Here is a 17,635-nt window from a genome sequence, read left to right on the forward strand (position 1 = left end):
ACGATTTACCGCATCGAAAGAGATTTCCAACGCGGCCTGACCCAACGACGTGGGTCAAACAGGGGCAACTTGATTTAGGTTAGAACCGCCGCAATGGGCGTTAACTAGATCCGTGATGTCTTCCATCACACGATTCGATTTACTGATGTGCTTCGCGCCCATCATTTCACATCGACGGCGAGTTTCGTCATCCGTTCGACCGGTGACAAACGCCTTCGGAATCGCACGAACGGACTCATCCGAATTGAGAAACTCAAACGCGGTCAATCCGTTTCCGGTCGGTGTCTCGATATCGGCAAGCACGAGGTCAGGCTGGAATGATTTCAACTTACGCATGACCGAAAGCCAATTGTGAGCGACCACCACTTCATGACCACACGCTTTCAATTTCACATCGACAACATCCGCAAATGCGATGTCATCTTCGATCAACAAAATCTTCATGGACTTGACCGGATTGAGCTCGGAATGCGAAACGACGAGCGTCTCGGCGGAATCCGTACGCAGTTCCGTGATGCATGGGATGTTCGAGCAATCATCCGTGACAGGGTAATCTTGCTGCAAACACAGGTCGATCGTTTCGAGTAGTTCGGCGTTGACGAAAGGTTTTCGAATGAATCTCGCCGCACCACTGTCCAGTGCCAGATTTTGATCCCCAGGGCTGGCCGACAACATGATCACCGGAATCGATTGCGTCTCATGATTCAATTTCAATTCACGAAGCGCGGTCAACCCATCCATCAACGGCATACGAATATCCATCAAAATGACATCGGGAAGGACCGATGAAACCATGGACAAAGCCTCACGACCGTTAGTCGCCGTGAATACCAACATTCCATGTGATTGCAATCGGATTTGAAGCCCGAGACGGATCGCCTCGTCATCTTCAACGACCAAGACGCGTCCCTTTGAATTAAACATTGATCAGATCCTCTGAGGGGTTGCGGGGGGAAACGTCACATGAGCTTGGCATGCACAACTGCACGTCCTCACGCAACACATCGACGTCATAGGTGCCGCGATTTTCGAGTTGAAAACCGGGCAATTTTCCGACCGGACGATTTCGGTTCGTTTCTTCGGTCTGCTTTGTCAGACGCGTGCAAAATTCGCGAGCGCCCTCTGCGTGTGTGTTCAATACCAGGATCCAACGTCCGGAATCGACGGGCACGAGCAAATCACGAGCGTGCAAGACAAAGTTCAATAATGCTTGCGAGTCACTCAGTGATTGCGGGGTCAGTGCATTGGATGCCGTGATTTCAAACACCGTGACGACTTTGTCGTAAGACGTTTGCAGACGCAGCAGCCGATCGAGGTAACGAGTCACGAGCGATCGGATGTCATTGAGGGGCACGCTGAAGCTAAACGTACTGCCCTCACCCACAACACTGGCGAGCGAAAGATCACCGAGATTCAACTCCACCAGTTCTCGAGTGATGCTCAACCCCAATCCAAAACCTTTCTCGCCCGACTGTATCGAGGTGGTCGCCTGACGAAAACGATTGAAAATCTTCTCACACTCCTCCGGATCGATTCCCTCGCCGAAGTCTCTGACCGAGACACGGAGTTCTTGTTCGATCAAACAACAAGCCACCGAAACAACGATCTGCGACCCCGCTTTCGAAAACTTAATCGCGTTAGTGACCAAATTCGTTAGGCTTCGACCGAGCTTCTCTTGATCGCAAAAGATCTCAGGCAAACCATGGTAGTCGTCACAAACGATTTCAATTTTGCGGAGATTGGCACGTTGCCGGAGCAAAGGTACTTCTCGATCGAACACGTCCGCGATCACGCAACACTTTCGACTCGCGCCGAGAAGCCCCGTCTCGTGACGGCTCACGTCGAGCATGTCATCGACAATGTTATTGAGCCCGTCAATCCGATCCTCGATGACGCGAAGAAAATACTCCTGCTGCTCCGTCACCGCACCCGCAGAACCATCAGCCATCAGATTTGCGTATTGCTTGACCACACACAGTGGCGTACGGAACTCGTGCGAAACATGATTGACGAAGGACTGAGATGATTCACACAGTCGACGAAGGCTCGCATTCTTGTTTTCGAGCTCCTTGGCGTGCCGCGCCAACTCGGACTGCTGCTTGTCGACTTCGCGGACGAGTTCGAGAATCTTGAGTTGCTGTTGGATCCGGTGCAAACTCTGCTCAATGCAACGGTGCAACAACCTTTGGTCCACATCATGTTTGCAGATAAATCCGTCGGCCCCGGCACGCAACGCACTGACGTAATTGCTCTCGTCGGATGATCCCGACAAAACGATGATGGCCGCCGTCGGGATGACCTGACGCACGCAGTGAACGGTCTCCAGTCCGACCGAATCGGGCAGGTTGAGATCCGAAATGACGACGTCATAGTGACAGTCGCCAATGGTTTGCTTGGCCTCAGCAAGCGAACGCACGGTGTGGATGCGGTATTCTCCACAACTGCGAGCGAGCAGTCGTGTCACGATCGCCGCGTCCGTCGAGTCGTCTTCGAGAATGAGTACAGAGAGTGTTTGCTGGCCGTTCACGGTGTGCCCCACGTGGTTGGTTATGTCGAGTCAGCTACCGCAAGTTTTGCCCCTTACGTGCCTTTGACACCGAACCTTACGTCGTACAAAAGACATCCCCACAAAAACGATCACTTTACAGCGCCGAATGCAGTTTGATCGCCCAATACCGCTCAAATGCCGCACGAAAACCGCGTCAATCCTCCGCATCGGCACGACAGATGTAACCTCGAAGATGCACTTGACTCCAGCCTCCCGCTCGCCTATCGTAAATTAACGATAAAGGAAACTCATGGCAAAACGATCCAGTACCAAGAAAACGTGCTCCAGCGAACCGGCGAAGCTCACCGCTGACCCGACGGCCGAAGAATTCGCCAAACTTGCGTGGGCGATTGCCCATCCCGCACGGGTGCAAATCGTCCGACTGTTGATAGGCCGAGAAGCCTGCGTGTGTGGCGAGATCGTCAATTGCCTGCCTCTGGCTCAATCCACCGTTTCCCAACACCTGAAAATCCTCAAAGAGTCAGGTCTGATCCAAGGCGAAGTCGACGGGCCAAAAGTCTGTTACTGCATCAACCCGAAACAACTCGAAAAACTCAAATCCTTCGTGAACGGACTTTGAGTGCTTTTTTTTAACGCCACCAATCGCCGATCGCCGATAAACGATACTGTTCAGTAAGACGAATTCCCTTAATGGATAAACGAATGAGTAATGTGCAAATCTATGACCGTGCGATGTGCTGTTCGACCGGTGTTTGCGGACCGCAAATCGATCCGGTGCTGCCCCGTTTTGCCGCCGACCTGGACTGGTTGAAAGCACAAGGACATTCGGTTCAGCGTTTCAACTTGGCCCAAGATGCGGCTGAGTTCGCAAAACACGACCGCGTCAAAAAGTTGCTGGCCGACGAAGGCATCGAGTGCCTGCCGTTGGTGATCGTCGATGACAACGTCGTCAGCCGCAACGAATATCCCTCTCGCGAAAATCTCGCCCTGTGGACCGGCACCAGTTTGAAACCGAAGGCGTCCTTGCCGACCGCCGGACTGCCCACCGCCGACACGGGCGGTTGTTGCGGTGGCAGCAGCGGATGCTGTTAAGCGTCAACGACGCTCGACTTCGACGCGTACTTCCCCCCTCAAAATCGAGACCTTTCAGATGAAGTTCCTTAACCAACCGACTCGCAATCTCTTCTTCACTGGCAAGGGTGGCGTCGGCAAAACTTCCATGGCATGTGCGACCGCGGTGCAATTAGCCGATCGAGGTCTTCGCGTGCTGTTGGTCTCGACTGACCCGGCGTCCAACCTCGACGAAGTCCTGGGGACGCACCTCGCCAGCTCACCGACTGCGGTCGAGTCGGTCCCAAATCTGTTTGCGATGAACATCGACCCCGAGACCGCTGCGCGCGAGTACCGGGAACGTATGGTTGGCCCTTATCGCGGTGTGCTTCCCGACGCCGCCGTCGCGAGCATGGAGGAACAGTTCTCGGGTTCATGCACTCTCGAAATTGCAGCGTTCGATGAATTCGCGAGGTTGCTCGGTGATAAAGAAGCGACGAGCAACTTCGATCACGTCATCTTCGACACCGCGCCGACAGGTCACACGTTGCGATTGCTAACGCTGCCTTCGGCGTGGACCGGATTCATAGAAAACAACACGTCCGGCACCTCGTGTCTCGGTCCACTCGCTGGGTTGAAGGCTCAACAGGAAGTTTACAAACAAACCGTCAACGCGCTTTGCGACGCGACGACCACAACATTGATTTTGGTCACTCGCCCCGAACCGTCTGCTTTTCAAGAAGCCGACCGCACCAGCGATGAGTTGAAATCGATCGGTGTCGGCAATCAGCACCTGATCGTCAACGGTGTCTTTCGCAGCCAAACGGAAACCGATCCGATCGCCACCGCGATGCAGCAACGCGGTGACCAAGCCATAGAAAATATTCCGGCCTCGATCGGAACGCTCCCGCGCACCATGATCCCGTTGTCGGCTCGCGGACTGATGGGGATCGAATCGCTGCGTCGCGTTGGCGTAACCACGAATGCCGATGAACAAACTCCCATTGATTTCATCGACCACGACATTTCTACCGAAGGCCTGGGGTGTTTGGTGGATGAGTTGTCTGGCGGCGGTCATGGCGTGATTCTTGCAATGGGTAAAGGTGGGGTCGGGAAAACGACCGTCGCTTCCGCCGTCGCGGTCGCATTGGCCGACCGTGGTTTTGACGTGCACCTGTCGACGACTGACCCGGCAGCCCACGTGGCGGCGACCATAGCAGCCGACCGACTCCCCGGTCTGACCGTCGGCCGTATCGATCCAGCGAAGGAAACCGAGGACTACCGCGCCGAGGTTATTGCAACAGCCGGTGAGAACCTCGATGAAGAGGGACGAGCATTACTCGAGGAAGACCTGCGATCGCCGTGTACCGAAGAAATCGCGGTGTTCCGTGCCTTCGCCAGAGCCGTCTCGGAAGGCTCAAACCGTTTCGTCGTACTCGACACCGCGCCCACCGGCCACACGATTTTGCTGCTCGATTCGGCACTCGCCTACCACCGTGAAGTCTCCCGGCAAGCGAACCAGATCACTGAGTCCGTGGAAAACCTTCTGCCCCGTTTGCGAGACCCTAATTTCACACGCGTCTTGGTGGTGACATTGCCCGAAGCCACCCCGGTCCATGAGGCGGCAAAGCTACAGGACGACCTGCGACGTGCAGAGATCGAACCGTTCGCCTGGGTTGTCAACCAAAGTCTATTGCCGCTCGACGTCACCGACCCCACGTTGCGTCACCGTCAACGGTACGAATTGCCGTTCATCGACGAAGTCCAATCGGAACTCGCTAAACGGTTCGCCTTAGTCCCATGGCAACCCGAGCCACCAACGGGGATCGACGGCTTGAGAAACCTCAACCAGCTCGACAATTCAACCGTCTAATCATTCAGCAATCGCCACGTAGCCGGAACTCGTCAAGAGTTCCGGCATACCTTCTTTTTCAATGCGATCCCGCATCCTTGACCAATGCGCCGCAGACGACGCGCTGTTTGCTATGCGTGACTTGCACGCCCGCTTTCGCCGCGTCACCCCGACGAAACAAATTCGGTGGTTTGACTGCTTAGAAGCCATGCCCAACACCGGGCAGCACGAGCTTCTCACAAACCAAATCGAATTTCAAAATCCAGCGGCAGCGATTGGTTAAGGATGCCTACACAATCGTCCAAAAAAACTTTTTGGCGACTTGTCGATTCCATTCGCTACCGTTCGATTACTTTTGAAACGGCCGATTCTCAGGCCAATGATCGGGTACTCTCGCAACTTCGCCGCGATTATTTGAAGCGAAAGGATTGAAGATGTTTTCCAAATCGCAAGCCGAACACCAATGGCTCGAACAAATGATCGGAGACTGGTCATTCGATCACCAATGCATGGGGCCGGATAATGAATCCAGCCAATCGTCAGGAAAAATGACGTGCCGGACAATGGGAGGTTTGTGGCTGATCTGCGAGAGCAGCGGTGGCACCAGCGATGAAGACAAATGGTCCTCGATCATGACCCTCGGTTTTGATCCGACAAAAAATCGATACGTCGGCACATTTGTCGGTTCCATGATGGCCAACATCTGGCACTACCGCGGAACCGTTGACGAATCCGGTAAACGATTACCGCTTGATTCCAAGGGCCCCAAATTCGGTGGCGCAGGCACGTGCCTGTACCGTGACACCATCGAAATTGTCGACGCCAACGAATGGCTGATGATCAGCGAGATGCAGGACGACGACGGTGCGTGGGTCAAATTCATGCACGGCAAGCACACACGCATTTGACATTCCAACGACACGCCACCCTCTACCCATCATTTCCTCATTCACTCCAACTCAACAGACATTTACAGAGACACTTATGAACAGCAACCCGATCGTATGGTTTGAAATCTATGTCGACGATTTAGCTCGCGCGACCACCTTCTACGAAACGGTTCTTGATATCAAACTCGAAGAACTGCCCGCACCCGTCGAGCATCTGAAAATGATGGCCTTTCCCGCCTCGATGGAATCCCCCGGTGCATCGGGCGCGTTATGCAAAATGGAAGGGATGAAATGCGGCACTGGGGCTGGCACCATCGTCTATTTCCGTTGTGAAGACTGCGGCGTCGAGTCGTCGCGAATTACCGACGCGGGAGGCAAGATCCAAATGCCCAAATCACCGATCGGGCAGTACGGGTTTATCTCGCTGGGTGTCGATACTGAAGGCAACGTTTTCGGTCTGCACTCGCAAAAGTAGATTCCAATAGGCCAGTTCAAACGACGTCGATCAAGTCAGTTGGCTACTACGGTGTCGCCAAATGGGAAGCCAGGCGAGATCCTGATTACGAGGCACTTCCTGAATGGCTACGATAAGACGAACGCCGTGCCCCATTCGCCGATTCGATCGCCCCGAAGGATCGGTGGCTCACGCTTTTCACTCCTCTTCCAATTCGCAAATGATGAAAATGTCTCGCTCCAAACTCGCAGGATGGATTCTTAGTGGCCTGCTCAGTGCTTTTCTCTGCTTGGCCAGTGCGAGCGGCAAATTCACTCAATGGGAAGGAAAGGCCGAAATGTTCGGCCACTTGGGATGGACCTCTGAAGTGATGTTCAAAGTGGGGATCGTTGAAGTTGCCGTCGCGGTGCTCTTTCTCATCCCGCGAACCGGGTTCATCGCCGCGATCCTCCTATCAGCCTACCTCGGTGGAGCGACCGCATCGCATGTCCGCGTCGGCGATCCATTCATCGCACCGATCATCTTTGCCGTCATTGCATGGGTCGCGTTGGGACTGCGAGACCCACGTGTTTTCAACATCGCCTTCAAAGCTCCCACTGTAGAATCGTCCACAACGGGCGAACCACCCCATCCGCCGACGCAAAGCTAGAGCTCCTCAGCAAATGAGTTCGGCATAAGTGGTTACGTTCGCCAGAACGTGATCCAACGTCTGGCAATGTCGCGACAACAAAAACCAAAATGCATTAGCTGCCCAGTATCCCATCACGACAGGAGTGCTGCACGGGCGGCTGACGAGCATCCCTCATGCCGTCGTCGTCTTTCTCGCTTACACGTCACGCAGCCCCGTCACGCTGATGCGTCGCATCATCGCTGAGGCGACGCGTTGACATCAATCAGTCGAGCATCGGGACTTTTTGATCGACATCACCCAGCGTTTCTTTCAACGTGAGAACGCGTGCGTAACGATCTCGTAGAGTCGCCAGAGACGCATCGTGCAGCTCGGGAGTCACCGTCGCACAGCAGTCCTCAACCATGGTGACGAGATACCCAAGATCGCAAGCATCTCGGATCGTCGTTTCAACACATTCATTTGTGTAGACACCGACAACGAACAACGATTCGATACCCAAGTTTTTCAACACGTAGTGAATGTTGGTCGATGAAAAAACGCCACTCGCGGTTTTATTGATGACGATCTCGTCATACGCGGGATCGGGTGCGACCTGTTCCAGGAAGTCCGCTTCGCGTGATCCCGGTGGTGCCAACAATTGCAACCGTTTGTGTCCCTTTCCTCGATCGCGACCGTTCTGCGTCAGTGACTGAATTCGGGTATGAATGACTTCGAGACCGTGTTGGCGAAACGCGTCTTGCAATTTCCGAACACCGGGCAGCACGCATTTTTCCAAACGCTCGAAATAGTACTCCTGTGCCTCCGGCGCCACTCCACTGGCGTCGGCATCGGCAAACACGCCGCACCCCGGTGCCGCGTCGAGATATTGCAGATCGATGCACAGCAACGCCGTGTTCCGTTCAGCCAAAAACTCCAAGTGTTTGGGGTTGTCGATGAACGATTCATGGTAGGCGTCGCGTAGCGGATCGACGTGAGAATTGGAGCCTTCGTCGCGGTAGGTCATAAATCAGTTGGCCAATTGGATTAAAGTATTTAGCATCAAGTTCGCGCCCGCTTCGATGTCCTTCCACGCGGTCCATTCCGATGGAGAGTGACTTTGCCCACCTTTGCTGGGAACAAAAATCATTCCGACGGGGACCATCCGCCCCATGATTTGGGCGTCATGGGCAGCACCACTGGGCATGGTGTTCGAATCCAATCCGAGCAAACGACTTTGCCGGGTAAGAACCTCGATCATCTTGCCACTGCACTGCACCGGAGCAATGTAGCTTTTCTGCTGAAACTCAAACATCAGGTGTCGACGACGAGCGATCGCCGACAACGCTTTGCGAAACGCGGTCGACAACTCGTCGAGAACGTTCTCCGAAGTATCTCGCACATCCAACGAAAATTCCACCAGCCCCGGAACCGTATTCGTTGCCCCGGGCAAGATTTGAGCTTTCCCGATCGTCGCACGACTCCGGTCGCTGCCATTTTCGTCCAGAATCCGAGGAATCTCGTGGGCAAAATCGGCGAGTCCCATGAAGGCGTCGTTTCGCATGTCCATGGGCGTCGTCCCGGCATGATTGGCCTCACCCTTGAAGCGTACCGACCATGTGAATAGCCCCGTGATCTCGTCGACGATCCCGACCGGTTTGCCGATCCGGTCGAGGACCGGTCCCTGTTCGATGTGCAGCTCCAAATACCCTTCGATCGATTCCGGATTGCGAGCCGCATCCAACGCGCCCATCGGATCGAGCCCATGGCGTCGCAGCTCATCTTCGAGACGGACGCCATTCATGTCCGTCATCGTAGCCAGTTTTTCAGGATTCACTTCGCCGCACACCGACTGCGAACCGAACATCCCGCCGAATCGCCCCTCCTCATCACTAAACGCCACTAATTCGATGGACCGTTCGAGCGACAGTCCGGCTTCTCGGATGCAGCGTAGACACTCCAACCCAACGATCACGCCGAGCGTTCCATCCAGCGCACCAGCGCAGGGGACGGTATCAATATGCGAGCCGACCAATATCTCGGGGGCATCGCTGACGCCTTCGATCTTCGTCGAAATATTGGCCGCCCCATCGGTGGAGTGCGTCAATCCCGCCGCTTCGATCTGATCAGTCAGCCAACGCTTACCCTCCATGTCGGCATCCGTGAACGCCATCCGATAGATCCCATGGTCAACGGGATCACGTCCGATCTCCGCGAGTGCGAGAATATCCGATTTGATCCTTTGCAAATTGACAGGAAGTGGAGGCATGTTCAATCAACCGCCGGCAGCGGAAGCCCTTCGACGTATTGTCCATGCAGCATATGAAGCTGCAACGCGTGGTTCATGACGATGTCGTTGCGACGTGCGATCGTGCCATCGGTTTCGTTCCACGCATCGGTTAAAAACTTCGAGAGACGGGCGTGGTCAAACAAACCGACCTGCGCCACGCGTTCCGGAGTCAGCCAGTGATCGATCATCTCCTGTACGGCCGCTCGTTTGACCGGATCGGTGTGGGCCGGCGGAGCCATGAAAGCGAATTTCTTTCGTTCATAGAGTTCGCGTGGCAGCACATTCACCATCGCTTCACGGAGCACCCACTTCTCGACACCGTCGCGGATCCGCACGTCCGGAGGAATTGTCGTCGCGTATTCGGCAACATGATGATCCAAGAACGCGGGCCGGGCTTCCATCGAATTGGCCATGTCCATTCGATCACCGCCCCAAGTGAGGATTTGCCCTTCGAGCATCGTCTTGCTCCACGTGTACTGCGAGATATCAAGTCGATGTCTTCCGCGAACCATGCTCGGGTCGATCGCCCCCGCCACCTCGGCAACCGGGTCGTACGTGGTCAGCATGTCCTGAATCGAGGAATTCAGCAACGGTTTGACTCGCTCGAGCACCATCATCCATGGCTGAATCCACGACGGAGTAAAACCGCACAGGTCCTGCCACGCGTGATGGGTTTGGTCCTCTTCCGCCAAAATCGCACCAGCAAAAATGCCTGCCTCGTTATCGCGGCCCAACCAGTCACGCTTGAAAAACGGATAGCCACCGAACAATTCGTCGGAACCTTCGCCCGTAATCACCGCCTTGTAATTGCATGCCCGAACGCGCCGACTCATATGCCATTTGGCAACGGCGAGCGTGTTGTAAAACGTCCTCTCGGCGTGCCACGTCGCCCTCTCGAACGCCGGGCCGTACAGTTCCTTTTCGGTCAACCTCAATAATTCTTGCTCTGCCCCCGTGCTTTCCGCCATCCGGCGTGCAATGTTCGATTCGTCGTACTCATCGCTATCGAAAGCAATCGTGAACGCCTTGATCGGCGACTGCTGCAAGTTCGTCGCCAGCCCCAAGATCGAACAACTGTCGATACCGCCGGACAAGTAACATCCCACCGGAACGTCCGCTTCCAAACGCGTCGCGACGGCATCGATCAAGCGATCCTGAACGCCCTGCACGTACTCGCCGGGATCGACGCCCGACTCGTGTGATTCCGGAAACTCAAAATCCCACCAACGTTTCGTTTCGACTTCCAAACGGTCGCCACGCAGGCTCGCGACCAACATGTGTCCCGGCTTGAGTGCATCGACTCCTTCAAACGAAGTCGAACCGGGCACCATCACCTGCATCATCTGATGCACGGCCGCTTTGGGGCAAAGTCGCGGTGTGACATCAGGATGCTTCAGAATCGACTTCACCTCCGATCCCCACACCAAACCCGAATCGCTGACGTGATAGTAGAGAGGCTTCACCCCGAAACGATCACGGATCAAGATCAACCGCTTCTCTCGCTGATCGAACAGCACAATGGCAAACTCGCCCCGGAGCTGCTCGACGAACGACAAGCCGTGCTTCAAATACAGAGGCAACGTGATCGCACTGTCACTCTTGCCATTGCACGTGTACTGCTCGCACGCGAGTTGCGTGCGCACGCGTTTGTATCCGTACAGCTCGCCGTTAACCGTCACGGCGTAGTCCCCGTCATCGGTTTCGATCGGTTGATGCCCGCAGTCGAGCCCGATAATTGACAACCGGGTATGCCCTAACGCGACCCCGTGTTCACGAAACAAACGGCTGCCACGTTCGTCGGGACCACGATGATCGAGCACATCGAGCATCGGATCGAGGGCGAATCGCAAGTCGCGTTCATTGGTCCGCGACGGATTCCAAAAACCGGTAATACCACACATAAAGGATGCAAGAGTTCTGAGTTTGAAATAGAAAGCCCGAAACCACGGCGACGAAGAAGATCAGCTGCCGCCCAATCCTGAAATTCGGTCGAGCCGGTCGAGCACGGAGGTCAACAGAGACTGCCTCACGAACACAGCCCCCGCGGCCTGAGCGAAGTACAAATTGTGTTCCGTCTCATCGAGATTTTCGCTCACCTCGTCGTTGCGAGCCAACGGATGCAGAATCACAGCCCCCGATTTCAGATCACTGCTGGCGTCCAACTTATATCGAGCATCCAGTTTTCGATAACTGTCACCCAGAAACGCGATCGAGTTGACATAAACGACATCCAACTCCGGCAACACCTCTTGGACATCATTGATGATCTCGATCTCAATCGGCGACTCCTCGATCGGCTCGGTTAAATCCAAACCGACCGGATCGGCGAGTTCCGAAATCAACGTGATCTTCTTGACCGCACCGGAAAACATTAACGCCAAACGAACAAAACTCTTCACCGCCCGCATCGAACCGGGTGTGCCGATGATGCCCAGGTGAACGCGTTTCTCCGGCGGGCAATCCGCGCGACACAATTCGGGACGCCATTTCAACAACGCGTACCAATCAATCAATGCCTGCGTCGGATGATGCCCCGAACCGTTGCCCGCATTGATCAGCGGACGTTGCAAGTTCTTTCCGATCTCGTCAAGGCAATTCGTATCGGGGTGCCGCATAATGACAACGTCACCATACGTGTTAAACATCTCGCCGATATCCGCGAGCGATTCGCCTTTCGCAATTCCCGTTACCTGGCCATCAGGTACCGACAATACCTTGCCGTCCAACCGCAACACTGCACTCTCGAACGACAACCGCGTCCGCGTGCTGGCCTCAAAGAACGCAGTGATCGCGATCTTCCCATCGAGCGGTTTGTCCATCTCGACGTTGCGAGATTCCAACAGGGCTGCCAATTGCGCGATCGCAACCACGGTCCGACGATTGAATTGACGCGGATGCAAAATGGATTGCCCTGCCAACGTTTGCAACGCCTCCCGGTCAATCTGGCCATCGCAATAATCCAACAGCGCGATCGGACAGAGCCGACGACCTTTCGAATTCGTTGCTGCCGAGGTTAACGGCGAGGCATCGTGATTGCTTGTGTTCATATCCGTTCTACTCACCAGATTTGTCGGTCTCGAGAGTCGATAACCAGGAACGCGACCAGTGCCACCACGCCAACGCACGTCAGCGCCAACGCACCAATCACTAACAGTTGTAAAAACCAAAGTGGAAACATCTTGCTCACGTTGCCTCGTCAGCGAGAGTCGAAAAATCGAAATCGTCAGGCGCGAACCAAGTCGCCAAGCCGAAGACGACACCGGAAACGGCCGCCCCGACCAATGACGCGACAAACCATCCAATGGCAAAGTACGCCCACAATCCCGTCGCGGTCCCGATCACCATCGCGGCACCCGCGGCGAGCGGGCTCGGACGTTTGAAATACAGTCCGCCGACAATCGGCCAAATGCAACTGCCCACCATCGGACCGGCGAAAAACAGCACCGTCGCGAGTGTCCCCACGTTGGGATACGCCACCGCCCAGGAAAGTGCTCCCAAAAAGATGATCGCAATCGTTGATGCCCGTCGCTTCGCCGAATCAGACATCACGCCGCCATCAGGTTTTAAACCGGTCTGTGTCGACTTCGCGATCGGTTCAACAATGTCATTAACGATAAGGTCCGCCGTCGCCGCTAATAGGCTATCAATGCTCGACGCCAGTGAACAAAACACGACGACGAACACCAACAACGCGCCGCCGGTGCCCAACAACGTCGCCGCCACCAAGGGCCCCACCGTGTCCGGTTGGCTGATACCAATTCCCAGCGCCGGAGCCGCCAACCCCAAGAACCCAGCCACGATCGGAACCGGCAACCACAGCACTCCGCCGAGTGCGTATGCCTTCGGCCCCACACCTTCTCGCATCGCGAACGCACGGCTCCACCAAACGTTGCTGTGGAAGATTTCTCCAAAACCGAACAGCATGTTATTAAACAACGCCATCAACGCCGCCGGAAAAAACACCGACAACAGCATCGGTCGATTGGTTTCCAATTTCGAGTGCACATCGGCGATATCAATCCGCGTCAAAACAGCGACGGCGACCACGATCAATCCGACTAAGATGATTAAACTCTGGATAAAGTCGGTTCCGATCACCGCGTACATTCCGCCGAACAGCGTGTACGTCACACACACCGCGACGACCACCGACATGCCGACCGGATACGGAATCCCTGAAAGGACTTCCAGCAATTTCCCGCCGGCCATCGACATCGAAATGAGCCACGTGATCGCGTAGAAGATCGAGATCAGCAGGAACGGCACCGATCCCAAACTCCCATAACGTCGTCGCACAAACTCAACCGCGGTGTACCCCTTTGGCATCAATTGCCGAATCCGACCGCTCATGGGAGCGAACGCGAACAACCCAAAACTCGCTGTCGAATACGCGACCGCCCCCCACACGCCCAACTGCAACGCAAACTGGGGCGCCAGCATCGTGGTGTTTGACGTGATCCACGTCGCAACGGCCGTCGCGGTCCCCAACGCCAAACCGACATTGCGGCCTGCAACCGCGAAACCATCATACGACGTCGCCCGACGCCCCCACCAAATGCCCAATGAAATCCACAGCACGCTGAAACACGCCAACATCACATAGCCGGCCGTCGGGGACAGCACCGCAGTCGCCACGACCGGAATCGCAAAGAGATCCTGCATCACGAAACCGCCCTCGCCTCGTCAGTCAATTTGGATGCCCTCAACGCGCCGGCCGCAATCAAACCGATCATCGCAAGAAAAACAATTAACCCAACCCCGAACGAGGCCCACGCCTGAGACATCGGCCAGTGATCGACCAACATAACCGCTGACTGAACACTGGCGCCGACCAAACGATTATCGGCGGAGAACGCCTGGGCCATAAAAGAGTGCTCGCCATCAGACAGCCCCGAAATAAACGCTTCCGGCAAGGCACCTTCGTAATACGAATTGCCTTCGGAATCGAGAATCAGGTAACGCGTGGCGCCCGCAATCTCATTCCATTGCAGCGACTGATAACCTTCGCGGACGCGATCAAAACGCGTCTGAACAAACTCGATCTCCGCGACAGTCGGCCCGGTTTCATTCCCCGGGTTCGATTCAACCGATGCCTCGGTTTCGGTCGCAGCTTCGCGTTCGGCGGGACCGGCCTCGGTCGGGGCCGGTTTTGCCGCGGTCAGTTCTGTCGCGATCAATTCTGCCGCAACGGGTTCAGATATTGGCGTGGCGTCCGACGGACCTTGAGCGGAACCAGACGCATGGTGGCTGGAGAAAGCCACTGCCTGACAAAGAAGCACCATCGTTAGACGAGGGATAAGCAAACGCATCCGAACGATATCGAAATTTTACTCGCAAGGGCCTGTTCGCCTTTTTCGGCCGGCGAGAAAAATTGTGGTCTCCTTGCGACTAGATAAACTTGAAAAGCAAATTGAAACGAAACGAGACCCATTCGCGGAAACAAATCACGACAGCGATTCCGTTAACCTCTTCGAGAATAACAGTTCTCACGTTGAGTCGAAACCGGTGTCCTCTCGCGGTCCGGCGATAACACACGCAAACGCCTCGGATCACCGGCTCGAAACGACAATATGCCCGTCCGAAACGACCAACGCGTGGGCACTGCACGCTGTCTTTTCGTCACATGTGTAATTGCGCACCATGTTTACCATCACCTCAAGTCAACTGGCATGATGCAATGAGGACTTCACTGTGCCGATTCACGACGTTTTGCCGCCCTGCGTTTTTTAGCGGTCCCACGTGTTTCCTGCGCTGGCCCCGCCCGGTCCGTTCGCGGCGTTGCCGCCGTACCAGGGTCTTTCCCGTCGAGGTAAAAGTCGAAGTAGCCTGTTGCCGCGTTGGACATGGGACCAATGGCCAGCCCCGGTGGCGACAACTCACTGGCCCACTGAGTCAATTTTTTGCGAAGCCGATCGGCGACCTCGGGATTCTGCGTTAAGACGTTGTTCTTCTCTTCGATATCGCGTCCGAGATGGTACAGATACTCGCGATCGCCACCTCGCAGTAACTTCCAGTCTCCTTCTCGAATTGCCGATTGGGCGATCCATCGCCACGCCAAAAATTCGTGCGGTGCACCGCTTAATTTCCCAGACAGATACGGCACCAGGTCAACCCCGTCGAGGTCACCCGGGTTCGCTTTCAATCCGGCCACCGACACCGCCGTTGCCGCAACATCCAGAGCGCTGACGGGATGGTCGTAGACGTTGCCTGCAGGAATCGTCCCAGGCCATGAAACGACAAAGGGGACATGCATCCCTCCTTCGGCGAGCATTCCTTTCTCGCCATTGAGCGGATCGTTGAGTGAACCGTCCCAACCTGGCCCACCACCGGGTGCATCGAGTTTGTGAATTTTCAAAGGCGCGCCATTGTCACCGATGTAAAAGACAAGTGTCTTTTCAGTGAGATTGTGTTTCGCGAGCGTCTCCGTGATCAACCCAACACCGTCATCCACCGCTGATAACATCGCTAGCGCCTGCCGGCGTCGCTCGGGCATGTCGCCGGGAAACCGATCGAGATACTTTTGCGGCGCGTCCAACGGAACATGGGGAGCCCGGTAGGCCACGTAGAGAAAGAACGCTTCATCTTTGTAACGTTCGATCAGCGACGACGCCGCTTTGCTACACGCGTCGACATGATAAAGCTTTGGCGGAAACTGCGACATTTGGCGGTCCTTCCCCTCGAGTGTGATATTCGAGGAGAACGGCCGCTGCGAGTTTTGATTAAACGCATGAGTAAAACCATGCTCGATAATTCGAGGCCCCGGCCCGAGATGCCATTTCCCAAATTGAGCGGTCACGTATCCCGCGTCTTGCAACCGTTGGGCAATCGTGGTTTCACGATTGAAACCGTCTAACGACTGACCGTTCGCTTCCACACCGAACCGCGACTGAAACTTACCGATCAACAATCCAGCCCGCGACGGAACGCACTGCGGAGCAGTACTGTAACCGTTGCGAGCAAGAACGCCGCTGCGTGCAAGAGCATCCACATGCGGCGTCTTAACGTCGTCCAACACGCCCTGGCATCCCAGATCGGCATACCCATGATCGTCCGTATATAAGACCACGATATTTGGACGATCATCAGCCTGAGCGACCGCAGCGCCGACGCCTAATAACAAGTACACGAGCAAGGCTTGGAATTTCATTGCAACTTTCAATGGGTGGGAAATACTGTCGCGCGACTTTGTTCGGCGCGAGCGTCTGTGCGTGGGAAGTCACGACTCTCTAAAACATGTGCCGATCGTGCGTCAGTCTCACGGATTATCTTAGTGAAATCACATTAAGGAAGTGCGTTTGGTCAACCTCCGTTCAACCTATCCTCCTAATGGCTACTGCTTTCGGCCACCTGCTTTCGATCTTCTCACTTATTGGCACGAGGATGGAACCATCGCGTGCGAAAAGACGAGTTCCCCCAGACCAGCACCAACGCAACCGTGATGCAGTGGCGAAAAAATTGTTTCGCGAAAACACTCATCGCGTTTATGGAAAAGGGAATGCAAGGCAACCGCGAGCAAGTGAACGGTTAAGCACATGAACAGGATTGATTGTGTTTAATTGGCAAGCGAATTGCACCATTGATTCGATGGGAATCTCTCGTGGTTTTGCTAGCATTTCGCCTGAAGGTCAGGCGGACGCCACAGCGTCATTTCCTCCTAACTTCAACGGGAGGAGTATCATGGCACGGCCTGCAGTTCTGTTTGCGGAAATCAACAGTGAACAACAGCGAGATCGTCTTATCGAACTTTGGAAACAACATCCCAATCATTACACGCGAATGCGAGGACACGCGATCATCCTCAGTGACGCCGGCTACAAAGTCAGTCAACTGGTGGACATCTTCGGTGTTGATCGCGACACCGCGGCAAGCTGGATCTCGCGTTTTAACGAGGGAGGAGTCGATGCCCTTTTCGATGACGACAGACCGGGCGGGCCGCGAAAACTCGTCGAACAGGAGCAGCGGATCCTCGAGGATCTTCTCCGA

The 17,635-nt window shown here is 55.2% G+C and carries 17 protein-coding genes; 8 read left to right on the plus strand and 9 right to left on the minus strand.

Going from position 1 to position 17,635, the window contains the following annotated elements; translation table 11 throughout:
* Nucleotides 1-54 precede the first annotated feature (54 nt).
* Both FHS27_RS04685 and FHS27_RS31515 read right to left on the minus strand, forming a co-directional pair.
* Nucleotides 55-924 carry a response regulator gene (locus tag FHS27_RS04685; RefSeq protein ID WP_184302278.1) on the minus strand — a complete coding sequence of 290 codons (870 nt, stop codon included), beginning with the start codon at nt 922-924 and terminating at the stop codon, nt 55-57.
* Entirely contained in the window at nt 917-2,527 is a 1,611-nt protein-coding gene (locus FHS27_RS31515; protein WP_184302281.1) for an ATP-binding response regulator, read from the minus strand. Before FHS27_RS31515 ends, FHS27_RS04685 begins: the two co-directional genes overlap by 8 nt.
* 271 nt (nt 2,528-2,798) lie before the next feature.
* Between FHS27_RS31515 and FHS27_RS04695 the strand changes: the two genes are divergently transcribed.
* The 6 genes from FHS27_RS04695 to FHS27_RS04720 all read left to right on the plus strand — a co-directional run bounded on the left by FHS27_RS04695 (nt 2,799) and on the right by FHS27_RS04720 (nt 7,404).
* Nucleotides 2,799-3,128 carry an ArsR/SmtB family transcription factor gene (locus tag FHS27_RS04695; protein ID WP_184302285.1) on the plus strand — a complete coding sequence of 110 codons (330 nt, stop codon included), beginning with the start codon at nt 2,799-2,801 and terminating at the stop codon, nt 3,126-3,128.
* An 83-nt stretch (nt 3,129-3,211) separates the two neighbouring features.
* Nucleotides 3,212-3,601 (plus strand): arsenite efflux transporter metallochaperone ArsD, encoded by a 390-nt coding sequence (gene arsD / locus FHS27_RS04700; RefSeq protein WP_184302287.1) that lies wholly within the window; start codon nt 3,212-3,214, stop codon nt 3,599-3,601.
* Nucleotides 3,602-3,659: 58 nt separating this feature from the next.
* Nucleotides 3,660-5,432 carry an arsenical pump-driving ATPase gene (arsA, locus tag FHS27_RS04705; RefSeq protein ID WP_184302291.1) on the plus strand — a complete coding sequence of 591 codons (1,773 nt, stop codon included), beginning with the start codon at nt 3,660-3,662 and terminating at the stop codon, nt 5,430-5,432.
* 413 nt (nt 5,433-5,845) lie between these two features.
* The gene (locus tag FHS27_RS04710; protein WP_184302293.1) at nt 5,846-6,319 is read left to right on the plus strand and encodes a DUF1579 domain-containing protein; all 474 of its coding nucleotides are present in this window, start codon (nt 5,846-5,848) and stop codon (nt 6,317-6,319) included.
* A gap of 76 nt (nt 6,320-6,395) precedes the next feature.
* Entirely contained in the window at nt 6,396-6,776 is a 381-nt protein-coding gene (locus tag FHS27_RS04715) for a VOC family protein (RefSeq protein WP_184302295.1), read from the plus strand.
* A 208-nt stretch (nt 6,777-6,984) separates the two neighbouring features.
* Entirely contained in the window at nt 6,985-7,404 is a 420-nt protein-coding gene (locus FHS27_RS04720) for a DoxX family protein (RefSeq protein WP_184302297.1), read from the plus strand.
* A gap of 244 nt (nt 7,405-7,648) precedes the next feature.
* Here the strand turns inward: FHS27_RS04720 and FHS27_RS04725 are convergent, their stop codons facing one another.
* The 7 genes from FHS27_RS04725 to FHS27_RS04755 form a co-directional block, all read right to left on the minus strand.
* Nucleotides 7,649-8,389: a cysteine hydrolase family protein gene (locus FHS27_RS04725; RefSeq protein WP_184302299.1), complete on the minus strand. Its 741-nt coding sequence runs from the start codon at nt 8,387-8,389 to the stop codon at nt 7,649-7,651.
* Between the two features lie 3 nt (nt 8,390-8,392).
* Nucleotides 8,393-9,631, minus strand: a complete 1,239-nt coding sequence (locus FHS27_RS04730; protein WP_184302302.1) for a Zn-dependent hydrolase — start codon at nt 9,629-9,631, stop codon at nt 8,393-8,395.
* A 2-nt stretch (nt 9,632-9,633) separates the two neighbouring features.
* Nucleotides 9,634-11,553: an asparagine synthase (glutamine-hydrolyzing) gene (asnB, locus tag FHS27_RS04735; protein ID WP_184302304.1), complete on the minus strand. Its 1,920-nt coding sequence runs from the start codon at nt 11,551-11,553 to the stop codon at nt 9,634-9,636.
* A 60-nt stretch (nt 11,554-11,613) separates the two neighbouring features.
* On the minus strand, nt 11,614-12,699 hold the full coding sequence (locus FHS27_RS04740; RefSeq protein ID WP_184302306.1) for an aspartate/ornithine carbamoyltransferase family protein: 1,086 nt from the start codon (nt 12,697-12,699) through the stop codon (nt 11,614-11,616).
* Between the two features lie 136 nt (nt 12,700-12,835).
* Nucleotides 12,836-14,314, minus strand: coding sequence for a sodium:solute symporter family transporter (locus FHS27_RS04745; protein ID WP_184302308.1), 1,479 nt, complete (start codon nt 14,312-14,314; stop codon nt 12,836-12,838).
* Nucleotides 14,314-14,934, minus strand: a complete 621-nt coding sequence (locus FHS27_RS04750) for a hypothetical protein (RefSeq protein WP_221224862.1) — start codon at nt 14,932-14,934, stop codon at nt 14,314-14,316. Before FHS27_RS04750 ends, FHS27_RS04745 begins: the two co-directional genes overlap by 1 nt.
* Nucleotides 14,935-15,338: 404 nt before the next feature.
* Nucleotides 15,339-16,799: a sulfatase family protein gene (locus FHS27_RS04755; protein ID WP_184302310.1), complete on the minus strand. Its 1,461-nt coding sequence runs from the start codon at nt 16,797-16,799 to the stop codon at nt 15,339-15,341.
* A gap of 246 nt (nt 16,800-17,045) precedes the next feature.
* On the opposite strand from FHS27_RS04755, the gene FHS27_RS31355 reads away from it, so the two are divergent.
* Together FHS27_RS31355 and FHS27_RS04760 are read left to right on the plus strand one after the other, a co-directional pair.
* A complete protein-coding gene (locus tag FHS27_RS31355; protein ID WP_261363908.1) occupies nt 17,046-17,180 on the plus strand; it encodes a hypothetical protein in 135 nt (44 codons plus the stop codon).
* Nucleotides 17,181-17,329: 149 nt separating this feature from the next.
* Nucleotides 17,330-17,635, plus strand: a 306-nt coding sequence (locus FHS27_RS04760; protein WP_184302312.1) for a helix-turn-helix domain-containing protein, incomplete at its 3' end; no start/stop codon positions are given.

The sequence above is a fragment of the Aporhodopirellula rubra genome, assembly GCF_014192335.1.
In the GTDB taxonomy this organism is placed as follows: domain Bacteria; phylum Planctomycetota; class Planctomycetia; order Pirellulales; family Pirellulaceae; genus Rhodopirellula; species Rhodopirellula rubra.